This is a genomic window from Vibrio barjaei (genome assembly GCF_001639065.2).
Taxonomy (GTDB): domain Bacteria; phylum Pseudomonadota; class Gammaproteobacteria; order Enterobacterales; family Vibrionaceae; genus Vibrio; species Vibrio barjaei.
This window is the reverse complement of sequence record NZ_LQXO02000005.1, coordinates 81478-101251: the sequence shown is the minus strand read 5'-3', so window position 1 is coordinate 101251 and position 19774 is coordinate 81478. Positions and strand designations below refer to the sequence as shown.

The 19774-nt window shown below is 45.1% G+C and carries 16 protein-coding genes; 6 read left to right on the top strand and 10 right to left on the bottom strand.

All coding sequences use genetic code 11. The annotated features are described in order from the left end of the window. The first annotated feature begins 90 nt into the window (after positions 1 to 90). Positions 91 to 1011, top strand: coding sequence for a M14 family metallopeptidase (locus AWH66_RS01360; RefSeq protein WP_063604925.1), 921 nt, complete (start codon positions 91 to 93; stop codon positions 1009 to 1011). A gap of 201 nt (positions 1012 to 1212) precedes the next feature. Continuing rightward, entirely contained in the window at positions 1213 to 2526 is a 1314-nt protein-coding gene (locus tag AWH66_RS01355; protein WP_206360030.1) for a BamA/TamA family outer membrane protein, read from the top strand. A 22-nt stretch (positions 2527 to 2548) separates the two neighbouring features. On the opposite strand, the gene AWH66_RS01350 is transcribed toward AWH66_RS01355, so the two are convergent. Continuing rightward, positions 2549 to 3427 carry a LysR substrate-binding domain-containing protein gene (locus AWH66_RS01350; protein WP_063604924.1) on the bottom strand — a complete coding sequence of 293 codons (879 nt, stop codon included), beginning with the start codon at positions 3425 to 3427 and terminating at the stop codon, positions 2549 to 2551. 167 nt (positions 3428 to 3594) lie between these two features. Between AWH66_RS01350 and nagE the strand changes: the two genes are divergently transcribed. The 3 genes from nagE to AWH66_RS01335 all read left to right on the top strand — a co-directional run bounded on the left by nagE (position 3595) and on the right by AWH66_RS01335 (position 7616). Continuing rightward, entirely contained in the window at positions 3595 to 5067 is a 1473-nt protein-coding gene (gene nagE, locus AWH66_RS01345; protein WP_063604923.1) for an N-acetylglucosamine-specific PTS transporter subunit IIBC, read from the top strand. A gap of 372 nt (positions 5068 to 5439) precedes the next feature. Next, positions 5440 to 6588, top strand: coding sequence for an L-threonine dehydrogenase (yiaY, locus tag AWH66_RS01340; protein ID WP_063604922.1), 1149 nt, complete (start codon positions 5440 to 5442; stop codon positions 6586 to 6588). A gap of 167 nt (positions 6589 to 6755) precedes the next feature. Further along, positions 6756 to 7616 (top strand): AraC family transcriptional regulator, encoded by an 861-nt coding sequence (locus tag AWH66_RS01335; RefSeq protein WP_063604921.1) that lies wholly within the window; start codon positions 6756 to 6758, stop codon positions 7614 to 7616. A gap of 51 nt (positions 7617 to 7667) precedes the next feature. On the opposite strand, the gene AWH66_RS25835 is transcribed toward AWH66_RS01335, so the two are convergent. The 7 genes from AWH66_RS25835 to phhA all read right to left on the bottom strand — a co-directional run bounded on the left by AWH66_RS25835 (position 7668) and on the right by phhA (position 15492). Continuing rightward, a complete protein-coding gene (locus tag AWH66_RS25835; protein ID WP_167360920.1) occupies positions 7668 to 7808 on the bottom strand; it encodes a hypothetical protein in 141 nt (46 codons plus the stop codon). Between the two features lie 13 nt (positions 7809 to 7821). Beyond that, entirely contained in the window at positions 7822 to 8547 is a 726-nt protein-coding gene (locus AWH66_RS01330) for a hypothetical protein (RefSeq protein ID WP_063604920.1), read from the bottom strand. A gap of 81 nt (positions 8548 to 8628) precedes the next feature. Next, positions 8629 to 9690 (bottom strand): linear amide C-N hydrolase, encoded by a 1062-nt coding sequence (locus tag AWH66_RS01325; RefSeq protein ID WP_063604919.1) that lies wholly within the window; start codon positions 9688 to 9690, stop codon positions 8629 to 8631. Positions 9691 to 9931: 241 nt separating this feature from the next. Continuing rightward, entirely contained in the window at positions 9932 to 13060 is a 3129-nt protein-coding gene (locus tag AWH66_RS01320; RefSeq protein ID WP_063604918.1) for an efflux RND transporter permease subunit, read from the bottom strand. Beyond that, entirely contained in the window at positions 13053 to 14219 is a 1167-nt protein-coding gene (locus AWH66_RS01315) for an efflux RND transporter periplasmic adaptor subunit (RefSeq protein WP_063604917.1), read from the bottom strand. The genes AWH66_RS01320 and AWH66_RS01315 overlap by 8 nt, the downstream gene beginning before the upstream one ends. Before the next feature lie 153 nt (positions 14220 to 14372). Beyond that, positions 14373 to 14708 carry a 4a-hydroxytetrahydrobiopterin dehydratase gene (locus tag AWH66_RS01310; RefSeq protein WP_063604916.1) on the bottom strand — a complete coding sequence of 112 codons (336 nt, stop codon included), beginning with the start codon at positions 14706 to 14708 and terminating at the stop codon, positions 14373 to 14375. After that, the gene (gene phhA / locus AWH66_RS01305; protein ID WP_063604915.1) at positions 14701 to 15492 is read right to left on the bottom strand and encodes a phenylalanine 4-monooxygenase; all 792 of its coding nucleotides are present in this window, start codon (positions 15490 to 15492) and stop codon (positions 14701 to 14703) included. Before phhA ends, AWH66_RS01310 begins: the two co-directional genes overlap by 8 nt. A gap of 225 nt (positions 15493 to 15717) precedes the next feature. On the opposite strand from phhA, the gene AWH66_RS01300 reads away from it, so the two are divergent. Next, positions 15718 to 17694 carry an acetoacetate--CoA ligase gene (locus tag AWH66_RS01300; protein ID WP_063604914.1) on the top strand — a complete coding sequence of 659 codons (1977 nt, stop codon included), beginning with the start codon at positions 15718 to 15720 and terminating at the stop codon, positions 17692 to 17694. Positions 17695 to 17900: 206 nt separating this feature from the next. Here AWH66_RS01300 and AWH66_RS01295 read toward each other — a convergent pair whose 3' ends face one another. Beyond that, on the bottom strand, positions 17901 to 19079 hold the full coding sequence (locus AWH66_RS01295) for an anaerobic sulfatase maturase (protein WP_063604913.1): 1179 nt from the start codon (positions 19077 to 19079) through the stop codon (positions 17901 to 17903). Between the two features lie 101 nt (positions 19080 to 19180). After that, positions 19181 to 19774: a response regulator gene (locus tag AWH66_RS01290; protein ID WP_063604912.1), complete on the bottom strand. Its 594-nt coding sequence runs from the start codon at positions 19772 to 19774 to the stop codon at positions 19181 to 19183.

The window sequence follows — 19774 nt, the reverse complement described above, 5'->3', positions numbered from 1 at the left end:
TGATTTGTCACAATCTTCACACCATGCTCGTTGCACGTTAAACCTTGCAAAGCTATTCTTGCAGCACAAATAATATCGAGAATGGAAACCATGAAGAATCAGTTTCACTACCCTATCGGTACCCCAGGACAAAAATGGACTGAAGAAGAAGTTATCCAATGGCGCGAATCGACTACTGTAAAGCGTCTGTACAGCGAAGATGTACTCCCAAAGATCGCAGCGCTAAAAGATGCCTTCAATGTTGAGCAATATGGTGCGCTCTCGTATGATGTTGATCGATTTCCACTGTTCGTAATAAAAACCAAATCTTGGGATTCGCAGAAGCCTACGGTTCTTGTTACTGGTGGTGTTCATGGTTATGAGACTTCTGGCGTCCACGGTGCGCTTCAGTTCGCCAAAGAAAACGCCTCTCACTACGAGTCTCTGTTCAACATCGTTATCGCACCATGTGTCAGTCCTTGGGGCTATGAAACGATCAATCGTTGGAATCCTAATGCTGTCGACCCTAATCGTTCTTTTTACATAGATTCACCAGCAGAAGAGTCTGCGAACCTCATGGCGATGGTCGCATCGTTAGATACCTGTGTTTGGGCACATATCGATTTACATGAAACAACGGACACAGATGAAAGCGAGTTTCGACCAGCACTAGCAGCACGCGATGGTCTCGACTACATCGAGGACAATGTTCCTGACGGTTTCTATCTTGTCGGCAATACCGAGAATCCCGCAGATGAATTTCAAGCGACGATCATCCAACATGTAGAAAAAGTGACTCATATTGCCCCGCCAGACCAAAATGGCAATATTATTGGTTCTAATGTCGTTCAGCATGGCGTCATCAATTACCCGCTGAAAAAGCTCAGCCTTTGCACCGGCATGACGGATTGTGAGTACTCAACCACAACTGAAGTTTATCCAGACAGTCCAAAAGTCACCTCACAAGAGTGCAACGATGCTCAAGTGGCGTCTGTCATTGGGGCTTTGGAATATTTAAAGACGCATATGTAGTAATCTTCACTCGCGACTCTATAACCCAAGCCATGGCTTGGGTTTTCTATATTCGCGCTTATAACCAGCAAATTTACAAAACCATTGTTAAAAAGCCGCCAAAATAACCACTTAGTGTTTTCTATCTCCTAAAATAACGTTAGGCTATTTATCGTTACACCATAATAAGAATGAAAAATCTCACAAGGAAGTCTAACTCGTATGACATATCGCCGTATTATAAGTGTCATCGCTGCTATATCGTGCTCACTCACTGCAGTGGTGGCGCAAGGAGCGACACCAACTAACGTCAAGTCGCGTATTGACCGACAAGAAACTCCAGACAGAATTCGAGAATCCATGGTACTGCCTTACCTATTTAGTACAGAAACCATGGGGCTTAACGTCGGTGTCGGTGGCATGATAAAAGGTATCCACCAAGACCAGATGACCATAGGTGGCACTGTCTTTGGAGGTGAAACCAGTTATGCGCTTGCTGGAGGTGTTTGGAACTACATGATTCCGGGGACCGAACGTGTGTTCTTGAGCGCCTACGGCATGTTTGGGTATTACCCAAAACAACGTGCTTATACTTCAGGTAATGCCTATTACACCCCTCCTCGTCCCGGTAGCAATGGTTCGTCTAACTTGGATTATCTGGAAGCCGATGGCGCATCTAACTGGTTTGATATCAAGATGGAGTATGTGCTTCCTATTGGTGTAACCAGAGACAAAGGCCTCGTTGATTATGAGATCCGCAACGGTTTGTTAGTCTCAGAGCCTTCTGGCGGTAAAGAATGGAATCCATTGACCAGCGGCTCAACTATCTTTGTAGCTCGCCAGTTTAATCGATACCAATCTTTTGAGTTTCAACAAGGTGATGTCGACGGTGCGATTCATGCGATGGAGTTTGGCATACTCTACGATAATACCGACTTTGCCCCTAACCCTTCCTACGGTAGCCGACAATACATCGCAACTTCTCACGATTGGGGCTGGTTTGAGTCTAAAAAACAGTGGTCGTTCAACGAACTTGATATGAGTAAATACTTTTCGCTCGGCAAGTCTGACTGGGCATCACAACGAATCATCGCTATGAACTTCTGGACCGGTTATTCACCTACTTGGGAAGTAACGGATAACCCTAATGGCACTCAGTCTATAAAAGGAAATGCGCCTTATAATGAAGGTGCAACATTAGGTGGCTTTACTCGTATGCGCGGTTACGACAATAACCGATTCCACGACAAAGCCGTGATTTATGGCTCTGCAGAATATCGTTATACGTTAGCCTATAACCCTATCAAAGATATCTCTTGGTTGAATTTCTTGAGAGTAGACTGGATCCAACTTGTAGGCTTTGTTGAGGTAGGTCGCGTAGGTTCTGCCTACACGGCGAACGAACTTCTTACTGATCTCAAGTACGATGGCGGCGCGTCAGTTCGTGCATTGATGGCAGGATTGGTGGTTCGTGCCGATTTAGCGAAGTCTCCAGAAAGCACTAACTTCTGGATCATGGTTGATCATCCATTCTAAATGTTCATTCCGATAGCCAACACTATAGTTGGCTATCGATCCATTGAATAAATGTCCGGATTTTTGGTCTTTCTTCATGACCATTTAGACATACCAAATCATAAGTTTGACTAGTGCTCATTGAAGGATAAGGGCAAACCAACTCGCCTCTCTCAATATAGTCTTTAACGAAATAATACCTCCCCATCGCCAAGCCAAGTGAGTTCAGCGCTCCGGTCAGGTCTAACCCTCTATGCCCAACACAGTAAAAGTGCCTAAAGATATTGAGATCATAGTCGTGATATTTAATCCAGCGCTCCCAGACATTTGACCCTAATGCATGAATAAGATTGACCTCTTTCAGTCCATCTAGGCCACGTTCAAAGAGCTTAAATCGCTGAGCGTATTCAGGCGAGCAAATGGGAATATAGCGCTCACCAAAGAGAGGTTTGACGAAGCAGTCCTTTGGTTTCTCATCGCCATAATAAAACGCAATATCGACTTGGTCGTTCTCAAAGTTCTGTTGCTCTTCGTGGACAAGAATATTTACATTAAAGTTGGGATAGCGTTGATTAAAATCTTTGAGTCTTGGCACTAACCAAGACGCGGCAAAATTTGGCGAACTGGCGATCGTGATCTCCCCACTCATATCCGTCGATTTAATTTCTTCGATCTCACCAAAAATGGAGTGCAACGATTTTGAAAGCGTTTGGTGAAACCGTTCACCTTCCTCTGTAAGCCCCAGTTTCCTTGTGCCGCGGGTGAATAAATTAAACCCAAGCGACTTCTCAAGCACCTTAATTCGATGGCTCACAGCTCCCTGAGTCAAGTGTAATTCCTTTGCTGCAAGGGTAAAACTCAGTGCTTTTGCTGCGACATGAAAGGTATGCAGATTTCTCAATAAGGTTTGTTCATTCGCCATAGCACGGCCTCTACTTATTAAAAATTTTAATCCATAGTACCTGAAAATTAGTTTGTTCGCATCGATAAATAAGTTTCAAATATCAGCCAGAAAACGAATAAACACCCTGTCGTCGCAAGCAAATACAGGGCAAAAGTTCCGTGGATAATAAACACAAAGAGGTTTAAATGAACATACTCGGCTATATGCAAAAAGTAGGTAAGGCATTAATGGTTCCAGTGGCCACCCTGCCTGCCGCAGCAATTTTAATGGGGGTTGGCTATTGGTTGGATCCAACCGGCTGGGGCGCAGACAGTACACTTGCTGCGTTTTTAATTAAGTCCGGCGGTGCGATCATCGACAACATGGCAGTGTTGTTTGCCGTTGGTGTGGCATTTGGGTTAAGTAAGGACAAGAATGGCTCTGCTGCATTGTCTGGTTTTATCTGCTTCTTAGTACTGACAACTCTTCTTTCTCCAGAAACTGTGCAGCAACTTAAAGGTATTAGCGCTGACGAAGTTCCAGCAGCCTTTGGCAAAATCTCTAACCAATTTGTTGGTATTATTGTCGGTATAGTCTCTGCAGAAATCTACAATCGCTACTCAGGCGTAACGCTACCTAAAGCGTTGGCATTCTTCAGTGGAAAGCGCCTCGTTCCTATTCTGACTTCTATTGCGGGTATGCTGTTAGCCTTCGTACTGCTTTATGTCTGGCCAGTAGTGTATGACGCTCTTATCGTGTTCGGCGTTAAACTTCAATCTATGGGTGCAGTAGGCGCAGGTCTATTTGGCTTCTTTAACCGATTAATGCTAACCGTTGGCATGCACCACGCCCTGTACCCTGTTTTCTGGTTTGATGTCGTTGGCATTAATGACATTCCTAATTTCTTAGGCGGTGCGCAGTCTATTGCTAACGGAACAGCTACGGTTGGTGTAACTGGCATGTATCAAGCGGGCTTCTTCCCAATCATGATGTTTGGTCTTCCTGGTGCTGCCTTAGCGATTTACCACTGTGCAGATAAGAAAAACAAATCGGCTGTGTTCTCTATCATGCTTGCTGCTGCAATGGCCTCTTTCTTTACAGGAATTACTGAGCCACTAGAGTTTAGCTTTATGTTCCTAGCTCCAGGCCTGTATTTACTTCACGCCGTACTGACTGGTATTTCACTATATATTGCTGCAAGTATGCAGTGGATCGCAGGATTTGGCTTCTCTGCTGGTTTTGTTGACCTTGTCCTGTCTAGTCAAAACCCGCTTGCCGTTCAGTGGTATATGCTTATTGTGCAGGGCTTAGTGTTCTTTGCCATTTACTACTGTGTGTTCCGTTTCGCTATCTTGAAGTTCAACTTAAAAACACCAGGTCGCGGTGAAGACATAGCTCCTGAGCAAGAAGCAACGACAGGCGGTGATAAAGGTATCGAAGGCTTAACTCACCAGTATATTGAAGCCCTAGGTGGCAGTGACAATATTACTGAAGTAGACAATTGTATTACTCGCCTGCGCCTATCAGTAAAAGACTCTGGCATTGTGGACAAAGAAAAACTTAAACAACTTGGTGCTGCAGGGGTTGTTCCAGTTGGTAAGAACGGCATTCAAGTCATCATAGGGCTAGGAAAGGTCGACAAAGTCGCCGAGCAGATGAAAGTCGCCTTAGCACAATGATAACTTGCTCTTAAAGTAAACCCTTTCTCAATTTGTTGAATCACCTTCAACAGAGAAAAATCGGCGGTATCACCTTACCGCCTCCCCCTCGAAGTGCAGAGTCGCTTAGTCACCGACTTTGCACTTCTTTTTATTCTGTTAACCTACTAATTTCTAATATAAATATCCTCAGGATATTCAGGCCCATCAAATTTCGACTATTTCTATAAAATCTGCGCTAGTTTGCGATTCAAGCCTACTGTTACTCTTCAGCTAACGATAAAAGCACCTCTAAAGTGGTAGTCCAAGCGCATCGCTATCCCCCCGCGGTGATGCCACTGTTTCTTAAGATGTGCGGTCAAAAATATTATTAATCATTGTACGAGGTAGAGCATGTCTAACGCTTTCTATATTCCATCATTAAACCTTATGGGTATCGGCTGTCTTGAAGAAGCTGTTAACGCCATCAAATCGCATAGCTTTACTAAAGCTCTCATCGTAACCGACAAGGTTTTAAACGAACTGGGCGCAGTAAGTAAACTTACTACTTTGCTTGATAATGCAAACGTGGCGGCGGTTGTGTTTGATGAGACTAAACCAAACCCTACTATCGAGAACGTTAACGATGGCTTAGCACTACTAAAAAACAATCAGTGTGATTGTGTTATTTCATTCGGCGGCGGCTCCCCTCATGATTGCGCAAAAGGTATCGCATTGCTTGCGACTAACGGCGGCGAAATCAAAGACTACGAAGGTGTTGATGTATCAGCGAAGCCTCAGTTACCGCTGATCTCAATCAATACAACGGCGGGCACGGCTTCTGAAATGACGCGTTTCTGCATCATCACAGATGAGGCTCGCCACATCAAAATGGCGATTGTAGACAAGAACGTTACTCCAATTATCTCTGTAAACGATCCTGAGCTGATGCTGGCTAAGCCTGCGTCTCTTACAGCAGCAACCGGTATGGACGCACTTACGCACGCTATTGAAGCTTATGTGTCTATCGCAGCTACACCAGTTACGGATGCCGTTGCGATCAAAGCTATCGAAATGGTGCAAGCAAACCTTCGTGAAGCGGTGCAAAACGGTGACAATCTAACTGCACGTGACAACATGGCTTATGCGCAGTTTATGGCAGGTATGGCGTTTAACAATGCTTCACTGGGCTATGTTCACGCTATCGCTCACCAACTTGGTGGCTTCTACGACCTTCCTCATGGTGTATGTAACGCAATCTTGCTACCACACGTTCAGCAGTATAACGCTAAGGTAGTACCAGCACGCCTAGCTGACGTCGCACGCGCCATGAGTGTTGATACTAAAGACATGACTGATGAACAAGCAGCGAATGCAGGTCTTGACGCTATTCGTCAGTTATCTAAAGATGTCAACATTCCGGCTGGTCTTGAACAGCTTGGTGTGAAACGCGACGACTTCGATGTACTTGCGGAGAACGCGCTAAAAGACGCTTGTGGTTTCACCAACCCTAAACAAGCAAGCCACGAAGAAATCGTAGCCATCTTAGATTCAGCACTGTAAGTATTCGACACGTTTAACGTGCAACATCACAAAAATGCAGGCCAACCGATTGCCTGCATTTTTGCGTTTAAAAAGCTCCCGCCTTTCCTAACTCAGATCAATGTTACCTTCTTTTCACCTCCCTACTATGAGCTTTCAGGCGATAAAAACAGAAAGACGCATTATTTATGCATAAACTAAACAGCTTTAGTCGAGTGGCAGAACGTGAGTACGCACTATCTACTGGTAGCTTAAACCTACTCTATTACGATCTTCCAAAAGACTTCCACGATGAATACCGCTCTTACGATGCCCCTCGCCTGTGTACCATTTTAAAAGGCACCAAATCGGTGAGCGTCAATCAGTCGCAGAGCTTCCAATACAACCGTGACCAATTTGTTCTGTTACCACCTAATTCGAACATCTACATGAAGATGCCTGAGTACACCAAAGCACTGGTGTATGAATTCGATGAACAAATGATAGAAGGCGTCAGTCAACGTGTGGCTGATACTCTAGAAGTCGATTCGCCAACGGCGTTGGAGTCACAAAGATTCGCAGTCAACTCCATCGATAAAAGAATCGAGAAGCTGCACACTCGAATGCAGGAGATCCTTCGAGAGCAAGAAGCTTGTATGGATTTTCTGATCGATTTGACCGGACAAGAATTGGTGTTTGAGTTGCTGCGCAATAATACATGCCAAAGCATTATCTCGAACCATCGCTCTCATCCCATCAGTAAAGCGATTAGGATTATGAATTCACCGATGGGACTAAAGATGACGTTAGCCCAAGTAGCAGAAGAAGTGGGGTTGTCTCAGTCGAGTTTTTCGCAGAAATTTAAAGCAGCAACACAGCTAAGCCCTAAACAATATCTCACTCAAGTCAGACTGCAGTCTTCAAAACGAAGTCTCAACAAATTAAGTGTTACTGATGCGGCCTATGAAGCCGGATATGACAATATTTCTCACTACATACGGCTGTTTAAGAACGCTTATGGTCTAACTCCAAAGCAATACCAACGTTCGTTAATTCATGGCAGCCAATAAAAATGGTGCCTTAATCAAAAGGCACCTCCTGTTCTAACCTTCGCTAGAATACTATTCAATTTTATTTTTGTCTGAACTCCAGCGACGAAGTTCAAACCAAAACATCATAAAAGTCGCACCAATTATGAACGCCAAAATAAAACTGCGATCATCCATGACACACATGGCAACAATGTCTAGTGTGTCTTCCACTGGTTTACCTCAATTAAAAGTAATAGCTGGCCTGTATCCAACTGACAGTGTCTTTCTTGCTCACTTTATTGTCCGCGGTATGCTCTACTTTGAATCCTATGGAAGCATAATCAGTCACCATATAGCCGCCGCCAATTTCTATTTGTGGAACAAACTCTTTGGCGCGAGTAATGTATGTCGCTTTGGGGTTGGCATAGAGCCAGTGACCAGCATCAAATCCATACATCGCATAAAGACCGCCTTGAACTAGCGCCGAGTTTTTAAAGGACGATTTACCTTCTACCGCGATGTCGTGTTTGCTATCCATATAGCCACCGTAGAGCATTGGAAACACAGAGATATTAGGGGTAAGTTCGATCTTGTAGATAGCACCCGCTAGCGTCGTCGTGGCATTTCGATTTCCGATGACATCCAAGGAATAACCTAAGCCGTCGTTAACCTTAAAATAGCGAACGCGGTAATCTATATCTGTCTTGCCTTCAATATCTTTCTTGTCACCGATGCCTAAATCAGCGAAGACCATATGCCCTTGTCCCCAACCAAATACACTGTTGAGTTGAGTACGATCGTTTGATCTAGACAATCCAACCATTGAGAATAGAGCCGTCGGATCGCCATAGTTAATATCTTGAGCCGAAGCTTCTGGAGTGACATCTTTGTGGTGAGCCGATGCCACCTCATTTGCCGAAACGCCAGCAGTAATCAAACTTAGAGCGATGGCTGTTATAGTTTTATTCATAATTATACCTAATTAAACAAAAGTCCCTTTAATTAGGTCATCCATGGGATTCACAAGGCATTGCCAAAGTGATAAGAAGGGTCAACTACACGTAGAGAAGGTAGCGATATTTGATAGCTCAGCTTGTTCTACCAAATCGGCACACGATACGGTTTTGATGTCGTTAAGCTGACTGAGGTCGATTCGAATCTCACTGTACGTATCAAGGTTGCGCATCTTAAATGAGCCATTTTCGAAGTTGTAGGTGTATTGAATCCAAGTGGCATAAGTTTCACCGTTCGCTGGGTCAATAATGTCTTGAGGCACTAGATTCCCTGAATCGAATGTGGATTGAAGCTTACCTTCTGTCTGTGCCCAAGAAGCCTGTGGGTCAAACTTAACGTGAGCAGAGTTGTACAAGCCCCGCAGCATTCTTTCTGGGGATGAGATGGTAGAGCCGATGTTATAACCATTTTCGACATGGTTAAAGTCACCTACTTTTGTGGCATTTTCATCGTGATATTGTTGCAACGGCGCATTCGCCATCACTCGTAGGTTGTCGTTCACAGAACCGCGATGAACCACCATTTTGCCGCCTTCATTGAGCTCAAATAAAGCGATATCACCAGATTTGTCCTGCACCGAAATATGCAAGCCATGCTGGGTACCATGAATGCCATCGGCCCAAGCGAACTGGAATTCATTTGCTTCAAACGCAGCGACCGCTTCTCCCACCGTTTTAAAGTTCTGCGCCATAAAGGCTGCAGCATCACCCCAGTTAACTGCCGGAGCACCGGTGTCCTTATAATCCTTGATGAACGCCTGTGAATCGTACATATACAAAGTTGAAGCAGATAAACCTTGATTGTTGATGGCTTCACCCGATGTATCGACAAACACGGCGCGTTCTTCTAAGTTCAATGTAGGATACTTCACCGTCCATTTGGCCGCTGTTTTGTACGATGGAACCGCTTTGGTTGCCATCTCAGTGCCCGTTGGTGACATAATCGCATACGTGCCTAATTTCTGCCCCCAGTCGAGCGTCCTAACTTGGGACACACCATATGGCGTATCAAACGTCATGCGAGAACATGCGTTTGCAGTGCCCACTAATGCACTTGATGCTGTAGCCGCTAATGTAAGCGCGATAATTGTCTTCTTCATTTTCAACCCTCTAATATGTTCACGGTAGCAATACCGTGCTTTGTCGCCTGTTGATAGCGCGAACTTTAAGCGCTGAGTAGAAGTACATCAAAGTGATTAATATATAAATATCGAATAGATCAGTCAGAAAGAAGAAGTAGTAAGGTAGGAGAGATCAGCCCTTTCCCTCTGGCTTACAGCACCAAAGGGAAAGGCTAGTTTATTGATTACAATGAATTAAAATCAAAAACCATCACAACAATCATATTGCTGTTGTGTTTTGATTTTCTTTAACTGGAAAGTACACTCGTTTCAGTTTGCTAAAAGCTTTGCCTATATCTTCAAGAATCACATATAAGCACGGAACGGCAATGAGAGTCACGATGGTGGCGTACATCACTGCAAAGCCTAAAGCAACCGCCATAGGTTTAACAAACGCCGCCTGAAGACTGGTCTCAAACATGATGGGTAACACCCCAAAGAACGTAGTGATAGAGGTCAGCGTTATCGCCCTAAACCTTGCGCAGCCAGCTTCAACCACGGCTTGCTTTGCACAATCACACCGCGCTTTGATTTGGTTGACGTAATCAGTCATTACTAACGAGTCATTAATCACAACCCCCGCCGCCGCAATCAAACCAAATGTGGACATCATGCTCATGTCAAGTCCATAGAAATAGTGCCCCCATATCGCACCCGTTAGGCTAAACGGAATAACAGACATAATGATAAACGGCTGGGCATAACTTTTTAATGGCACAGCCAATAGAATGTAAACCGTTATCATCCCTGCGATAAAGAACACTATCTGCTCTGCTTTTTGCTTTTGCTGTTCCTCAATGGTGCCACCTAACTCAGTTTTAACTTCAGGGAATTGAGCGCGCAGTTCCGGAAGCACATTATCTTCAATATTCTTCACTGCTCTATCGGGTTCGATCACCGCTTCGTCAATAGAACCATAGATATAAACCGTTCTAAAACCATTCTCACGTCGTATTTGGTTGATGCCCGGCTTACTGGTGATGTTAACCACATCGCCCAACATCACTTTTTTGCCTGATGGAGTATTAATCAAGGCATAGCGCAGTGAAGAGAACGCTTCTCGGGTCAACTTAGGGTAGCGAACCATTACCCTGACTTCTTCAGTATTCCGAAGTACTCGCTGCGCTTCTCCGCCATAAAAGCTGCCTCCAACCTGCGATGCTACATTAGCTAGATCCAGTCCGAGATCATAAGCCACAGGTTTTAGCGAAAGTTGTACTTCGCGACTGCCCGTATCCATCGAAGAGCTGATATCAAACAACCCCATCTGGAGCTGAAGCTTTGAAATAAGCTCACGTCCAGCGGCATTCAGCACTTCCATATCAGGGCCGTACAGCAAATAACCAAACTCATCGCCCTCTTCGCCACCAGCTACATTGTCGTTAATAACAATGGATTTTAGACCAACAATCGTCGGCATTTTTTCACGCCAGCGACGAGAGAGCTCAAACGCATCGACTGGACGCACGTCTTCATCAACAAGAGGAAGGATGATCATACCCTCGGTGCGACTGGTGTTAATCGTCATCATGTCGCGAATAACAGGCTGCCCGTACTCTTGCTCTATATCCTTGTCGACCTCACTCACCACTTTTTCAAGAGTGAGTAAGGCATCAATCGTTTGTTCATCGGATGCATTACTATTCATCTCAATTTTGATCATTGGGAAGTCAGACGGAACTTTAGGACTTGGGATCATACGCACGTGGCCTGACGTCAGCATTGCCGCACTGATAACCAAAATTGCGATAAATCCAGCCATCACAGACCAACGCCACTCCACACACCACGACACGGTGCGCTTGTAAGGCCCATTAACAAAACGGAAAAATGAGCGATTGAAACGGGCGCGATAACTGTTCTCTTTGACTGGGGTAAACTTGGTATGAGCCAAATGCGCTGGAAGGATGAGTTTTGACTCTATCAAGCTGAAAATCAAACAGAAAATAACAACGATAGAGAGACCATAGAAAAAAGCTTTCTCTGGCCCAGTAGAGAATAAGAACGGAACAAACACGGCAATCGTTGTCAGTACCCCGAATGTTGCAGGGGTTGCGACACGCTGAGCTCCGCGCACGACATTAGTGACCCCTCCCCCTTCTTTTTCAACCTCGGTGTAGACACTTTCTCCTATGACGATGGCGTCATCTACCACAATACCTAGCACCATGATAAACGCGAACAGTGTGATGATATTGATACTGACATCAAACAGCGGCATCAGCATAACCGCTCCCAAGAAACAGACCGGTAAACCAACCATAACCCACATAGCTAAGCGGAATCGCAGGAAAATGGTCAGCAAAACCGCTACCAAAACCGCACCTTGCAACAGGTTCTTAAGCATCATATCCAGTCGAGCATTCAGATAGAACGTCATATCCATTAAGGTGTTGAGCTGAATACCATGAGGCAACGTTTGATTTCTTGCGTCAATAAAGCGCTTCACCGTCTCGGCGACAGGCACCATATTTTGGGTTTTGGTTGCCTTAACCGTCAAATAGATGCCGTTCTCACCGGAATACTTAAAGTAGTGCTGCCCTTCAGTAAACTCGTCTTTAATTTTGGCAATATCACCCAACAAGACCTTGGAGCCATTGGCGCCGACTTTGACTGGTATCTGCCGAAATTCAAAACCGTCGTAGTACTGGTTCTCAATTCGAATCGACACTAAACCCGTGCTAGTCCTGACTTGTCCTGCGGAAAAATTTGCCGAGTATTTTTGAATCGCCGCCACTACATCATCGAGCGTCAGATCATAGGTTCGTAGCTCATCAGGGTGAATTTCAATTCCAATTTCATCGGGTGGGGAGCTGACTTCAACCAAAGAAACGTCATTAAGCTGTAATAGTTCTTTCTCTACCTGCTTTGCAATGGTTTTCAGCTCTGATAACGACGTATTGCCCGACAGCACCATACCAATAACGTCTTGCTTAAACTCTATCTGCGTGACCTTAATCGGCTCCATCGCCTTGGGAAAACTAGCTATGGCATCGACTCGCTGCTTTACCTTATCCAGTACTTCCATAAGGTTTGCCTTGGTATCAATTTCCAAGGTTACCGCACCGCCACCGCGATAAGCGTCAGTCACCGCTTTTTTAATCTCGGTGACATCTTTCAGAGACTCTTCTACTTTGATTAGGATCGTCTCCTCTATTTCCTGAGCAGAAACCCCTGGGTAAGATGCTGTCACATTAATGTAGTTGATTTCAAAATTTGGGAACATCTGGCGCTGAATCAGAAAGTAACTGACGGTTCCCATGATCAAGATAAACGCCATCAGAAGGTTGGCGGCTACCGAGTTATTGGCAAAAAGGGCGATGATGCCGCGTTGAGTGGACTTACTCACTGGCTTCTCCTTGGTTTGCCAATACCTCTGAATTACTATTCGAGCGAATCACCGACATTCCAATTTGCGGGAACTCAGGCACCGTCAATACCAATTCATCGCCTGATTTCACACCAGAATCGATAAAGAAGTTGGCCTGCTCTTCACGCAAAACATGGACACTTTTAGGAACGAGCTTATCTTCTTGATCAACAATCCAGACTCGCTCATCAGTGACCAACTCTTGCGGCACTTTAAACAGGTTTGGGATCTGTTTACCGTTGAAAACCACTTCAACATACGAACCAAAAGGTAATGGTTTGGCATCCGTTGTCAGCGCATAAGGGTCCTTGATTCGAATCACCAGATTTGCCATACGCGTAGCACTATCTACCACTCCTAGATCTCGCATGATCACACCATCCCGAACTGAGTTAGTGCGACCTTTAGAAATGACGTCGGCTTTCACTCCTACAATATTGTCAGGTAAGAAAGGCGCATCGAAGCCTGCAATGGGTACCATCACCTCTGCAGATTCAATGTTATTCAGCTCCGCAACTTGTGCGCCCGAAGTAATGTACTGACCAACACCTATACTTCTGGAGACCACCAACGCATCATAAGGCGCTTCAACTTCGCAGTTGGCAAGATCACGATTGGCTCTGCGTAATGCAGCCTGCGCTGATTTAACGCTGGCCTCAGCACTTAGCACTTGAGGAATACGCAGATAGAGGTCCGAGACTTGGGTATCTTTAATTTTCTTTGCCTGCCTTTCGGCAACTTTCGCCTTAGCACGCTCTTCAATTAGCGCCGCTTGCGCCTGCGCGAGTTGTGCTTGGGCTTGCAGCACCGCTGCTTGGTAGTTGTCTTTTTCGATGGTGAAGAGAATTTCGCCGCGCTTTACCACGCCGCCTGCCACAAAGTTCGGATGCCAACTGGTAACTTCACCGGAAACTTGTGTTGATAACGCAGTGCGCTCAAGTGGCACTACCTCACCAAAACTTGAGATTTGCACCTGATGATTTTCGGCTTGCAGGATTTGGGTTTTAACTCTTGGGACGGTGTCGACTTGTTTCTGGTCTTCAATTTCTGGAGCCGTTTGCTCCACGAGCATAAAGCCACCAGCGGCCACACCTAAAATCGCGAATGGTAGAATCCATTTAATACTGCGCTTGAACATAGCTTCCCTTGATTTATATTCTTCTGCTTTGATTATTGTACGTAATTTCAGCTAGAGAAACTGTAAGGAAACCTCATCTTTTTCTGTGTTTGTGTGAAGAGCAGCAATATAAACAAGAAGGTATGCATCACAACATACCTTCATTCGATGGGATTATGAGTGCGACAGCGAATCACATTTAGCGGCGCAGATAAAATCGTTTTGGTGTAATCCTTTAATTGAGTGGCTCCACCAAGTCACGGTTACCTTCCCCCACTCTAAAAGAATTGCAGGGTGATGAAACTCATCTTCTGCTAACTCAGCAATCTTATTAGAAAAGGCCCAAGCCAACTTGAAGTTCTTAAAACCAAACTGTTTTTCTAACTGAGGAATGCCATCTCTCTCGATAATGCTCCAGCCGTTCAGTTCTGTCAGTAGTTGTTGCTGTTCTTCCTTCGTTAATGCCAGTGCATCGCTACTACACGCTTCACAGCGCAGTTCATTAAGCATGAGTCTTATCCTTTGGTTCAAATAGTGGTGGCAACAATCCAGCGTTCATCGCTCGATTAACGTCTTCGGTGAGCTCGTCCGATCGTAGTTGGTATAGTTGGTCAATATCGTCCAGCACAAAGTAGGTCGGCTGCATGATATCAATGCGGTACGGTGTTCTTAACACGGTATCCAAGTCGAAAGCTTGGCGCAGTGGCCGTTCATCATCTAACGCATAGAGAGTTTCTCCCGGTGAAGAGAGAATTCCACCGCCGTAAATTTTGGTTAGACCGTTTTGTTCCACTAAACCAAACTCAACGGTAAACCAGTACAGTCGAGCCAAATATACTCGCTGCTTGGCGTCAGCATCACTGCCTAGCTTGCCGTAGATTCGAGTAAATTCTGCAAATTGCGGATTGGTCAACATGGCACAATGACCAAATATTTCATGAAAGAAGTCGGGCTCTTGCAAGTAGTCAAATTCTTCTCTCGAACGCAAAAACGTTGCAACAGGAAACTTGCGGTCGGCCAATAACGCGAAAAAACGGTCAAAATCAATAAGCGCTGGCACTGGCTCCACTTGCCACCCCGTTTCTCTATGTAGCACTCGGTTAATCTCAGGTAGCTGCGGAACACGATCCAGGGGCAGATCTAGTAAGTCTAAGCCGTGCAAATACTCCTGACACGCTCTGTCTTTAATCAAATCGAGCTGTCGAACAACCAAGTCATGCCATATCTGATCTTCCTCGCTGCTCCACTCCACAAAACCGAGTTCGTTCACAGGTTTTGATACGTACTGAGTCATCTCGTCACCATTAACAACTTTGTTACATTAAGCCTATGTGCGGAAAATTTTGCTGACAATGATTGAATCAGACTCTAACGCGCATTGTGGTGTAACAATTTATTTACATTTAAACGAATTCTTTCGACTTATCAATATATTGTTTTCAGCTCCCTCTATTTGACGTATTGAGGATTCGCACCAAAACTTAATCACAATTCATCGCATTAAGTACAAAGGAAGCGCATGCCAAATAACGACATGGATCACATCCCACTCTGGTCGCCTTCTCCCGAGCGAGTCGAGGATTCTCATCTCAAAGCCTTTATGCAAGTACTGGAACAACAAGGACTCAACTTTAGTGATTATGCTCATTTGCATCAGTGGTCCATTAGCCAGCCAGAGTCCTTTTGGGATGAAGTATGGGATTATTGTGGTGTAGTTGGAGACAAACATGCGCCGAATTGTCAGTTGGGTTCGCCAAAATGGGATAAACCCGTCGTCGCTCGCGACCTGCTCTGGTTCCCCAATGCGACACTAAATTATGCTGAAAACCTCCTGGCTTACGGCAAGGCTCACCCCTCTGAACTTGCCATTTACTTTCAGAACGAAAATCGCCAGTCGTCTCTCCTCACTTGGCAGCAGTTAATTGAACAGGTTTCTGTTGTTCAACAATGGCTTATTGAATCGGGTATTACTGAAGGTGATGTCGTAGCGGGTTATTTGCCACATATTCCTCATACGATTATCGCCATGCTCGCGACGACCAGTTTGGGGGCGATTTGGACTTCCACCTCTCCCGATTTCGGAGTGGATAGTGTTATCGAACGGTTTGGGCAAGTTGAACCTAAAATCCTATTCTGCTGCGACGGTTACCATTTCAATGGCAAGGCTTTCGGAATGATTGAGAAAAATCAAAGTCTTATCGACGCTCTGCCTTCGATTAACCAAGCTTGCCTAATTCGTTATGCCGACCAGCACGATACCCAAATGGAAAACACCTTAGATTGGGACTTCCTAGCACAGCGTTTCTCCCCTATGTCTGTCACATTCCATCGCGTTAAGTTTAACGCACCTTTGTTCGTTCTCTACTCTTCGGGAACAACAGGTAAACCCAAATGTATTGTGCATTCTGTCGGTGGCACCACTATCAACCACTTGAAAGAACATCAACTTCATTGCGACATAAAAGAAAAGGACAAGGTGTTTTACTACACAACTTGTGGTTGGATGATGTGGAACTGGCAAGTATCTGCATTGGCATCGGGAGCAACGTTGGTGATATTTGATGGCAGCCCTGTTTATCCCAAAGTAAACACCCTTTGGCAACTCGCTCATGAGGCGGAAGTTACACTGTTTGGCACATCTGCAAAGTACCTTGAAACTTTACAAAAGCTCCACTATCAACCCAATGAACACTTCACTTTATCACGGCTCAAAACGCTGTGTTCAACGGGTTCCGTTCTTTATCCACAGCAGTTTGATTTCGTCTATGACGCGATAAAACCAGACTTGCATCTGGCTTCTATATCAGGGGGAACCGATATTTGTGGCTGTTTTGTCTTGGGTAACCCGGTGTCCCCAGTCTATGGAGGAGAATGCCAAGCGCCGGGACTAGGACTTGATGTAAAAGTATTCAACGAACAAGGTTATAGTGTTATTGAACAACGTGGAGAACTGGTATGTCGCAACAGTTTTCCCAATCAACCCATTGGTTTTTGGAACGATAAAGGCGAACGCTATCACAATGCGTATTGGGCTGAATTCTCAGGAGTTTGGAATCATGGCGACGATGTGATGCAGAGCCCTGCTGGCGGCATGACCTTTTTTGGTCGAAGTGACGCTACTCTTAATCCGGGAGGCGTTCGTATCGGAACAGCGGAAATATACCAGCAAGTGAACCAATTGGAGGAAGTCAGTGACGCTATCGCGGTTAGTCGGGTCCAAGATGGCAATGAAACCGTGGTCCTATTTGTTCAACTTAGCAGCACGGCCACGCTCGATGACGCATTAAAACAACGCATTAAACAAACCCTGAAGACACACTGCTCTCCACGTCATGTCCCATCCGAGATCTACCCGATCAGCGAAGTACCACGAACCAAGTCAGGCAAGCTAGTAGAGCTGGCGGTCAAGCAAACGCTACATGGTCAGCCGGTCAAGAACCAAGGCGCGATTGCCAACCCCTGGGTTTTAGAAGAAGTGAAAAGCCACGTTGTATAACGTAACTTCAAGGTTTGGTCACTTATCACTAGACACTCATACGCAAAGCGAAGAAAAAGAATAATGTTCATCTCAGATGCGGGAATCACAACCAGAGTTTGGTTTATACCTATCAATACGACAAAGGGGATCATCTCCCCCTCATCTCATACCGAATTGGTTTCTAGCTTATTTCCAGCCCGCTTAACGCGGGCTTTTTGTTTAAGTTAGCGCTGTAGGAAAATCGGGTAAACAGCGGCTGGATGTCCCTGCTTTATCGCTTCCAACATAGCGCCAAAGTAAGGCATAGAATGGATGAAAAACTTCTTATATCCCAAACATAAATGATTCAGTCCTGGCTCAAGGTCGACCGTCATGGCCGTTCGTTCTTTTGGACATCCCCCATTACACATAGGACGGAAGTGACAATCACGACACTGTTTTGGTAGAGATTTGAGCTTATTAACCCCAAAATCGATCTGTTGTTGAGAAGAAACCACAGAGCCTAGGTCAATGACATCAATATCACCCACCTTGTAGTCTTCATAGCTGTAATGATCACAAGAGTATACGCTGCCATCGTGTTCAAGCATCATTTGCTGGCCACACGTTTCTGAGTGAAAACACATTTGACTTGGCTGTCCTGCTAAAATGCCAAGCGTATTCTCAAAAAACTGAATAAAGACTTTGCCCACATCGTTTTTGCGCCACTCATCAAACACATCACACAGAAAGTGTCCCCATTGATGAGGCGTTAACGACCAGTCTTTATCACTTCGCTTGTCCAATGGATGCTCCACACAGGGCTGAAACTGGATAACACTCGCCCCTAACGCCTTTAGTTTGAGGTAAGTCGCCTTACCTAAATGAGCGTTATCGCTATGGACGACCGTCAGTGTATTGAACTGAACCTTGTACTTTTTCAATAACTCCAATCCACGCAGGACTCGAGAATATGTGGGGTTTCCTTTTATGTCAGGACGACCATGATTGTGATTAAGTTCGTCGCCATCAATACTCAGTCCGATTAGAAAGTTATTCTCTTTAAAGAACTTTGCCCACTTCTCATTGATGAGCGTGCCATTACTCTGGAAGGTATTCGTAATAGTCATCCCTAGACGAGCGTGCTTTTTTTGTAACTTTACAGCCAACTGATAAAAGTCTAATCCGCGCAAGGCGGGTTCACCACCCTGCCAGCTAAAGTCGACAAATTTGATGTGTTTAGGTTGCGCGGCAATATACTGTTGAACATACTTCTCAAGCATTGCTTCAGACATCTGCATCGTTGCACCCGGTTGATAACGTTCTTCTTTTCTTAAATAGTAGCAATAGTGACAATCTAGGTTGCACTTGGAGCCAACGGGCTTAACTAGAAGATGAAATGGATGTTTGGATGAAGTGCTCATTACTCGCTCCCGTTCGATTTTTTGCTATTATCGAACGGAAGCGCCTGAGCCTCTACTAGGATCTTTCCTAACTGAACTCCTCAAGCTCCAACAAAATCAGGTCAGACCAGATTACGACCGTGAGCCCATGCAATTAACTCTGACGCACTTTTGAGGTTGAGTTGCTCCATCATTTTGTATTTATGGTACTCCACCGTTTTTGATGAAATGTTCAGCTCTAACGCCACTTTTTTAGCAGACAGTCCCTGAGCTAGTAGCTTGAGAATGTCCAACTGACGCGCACTGAGGTCTGTCTTCTGTTCAATGATCGATTTCAGTTCATCGGGCACATAGGTCTCACCTGTCAAGACCATTTCTATGGTTTTGGCTAACTCAAATCCCGCTTGGTGTTTTAATACATAACCATCAGCACCATATTCAAACGCGGCCTTAACAATTTCTGGTTCGTCATGCATAGATAAGCACACGATGGCGCTGTTCTCGGAGCTACGTTTAAGCAATGAAATGGTCGTGTTTAGCTGCATGCCTGGCATGGAGATATCCGTAATCACCAGATCGGGCTGATGCTGTTTAACCAGCTGCACCATCTCGTTAGCATCAGAAGCTATGCCCACCACTTGATGCGTCAGTTCAACCAAACGTGCGATACCTTCGCTAACTATTTGATGATCATCAGCTATGACAACTGTCGCCAT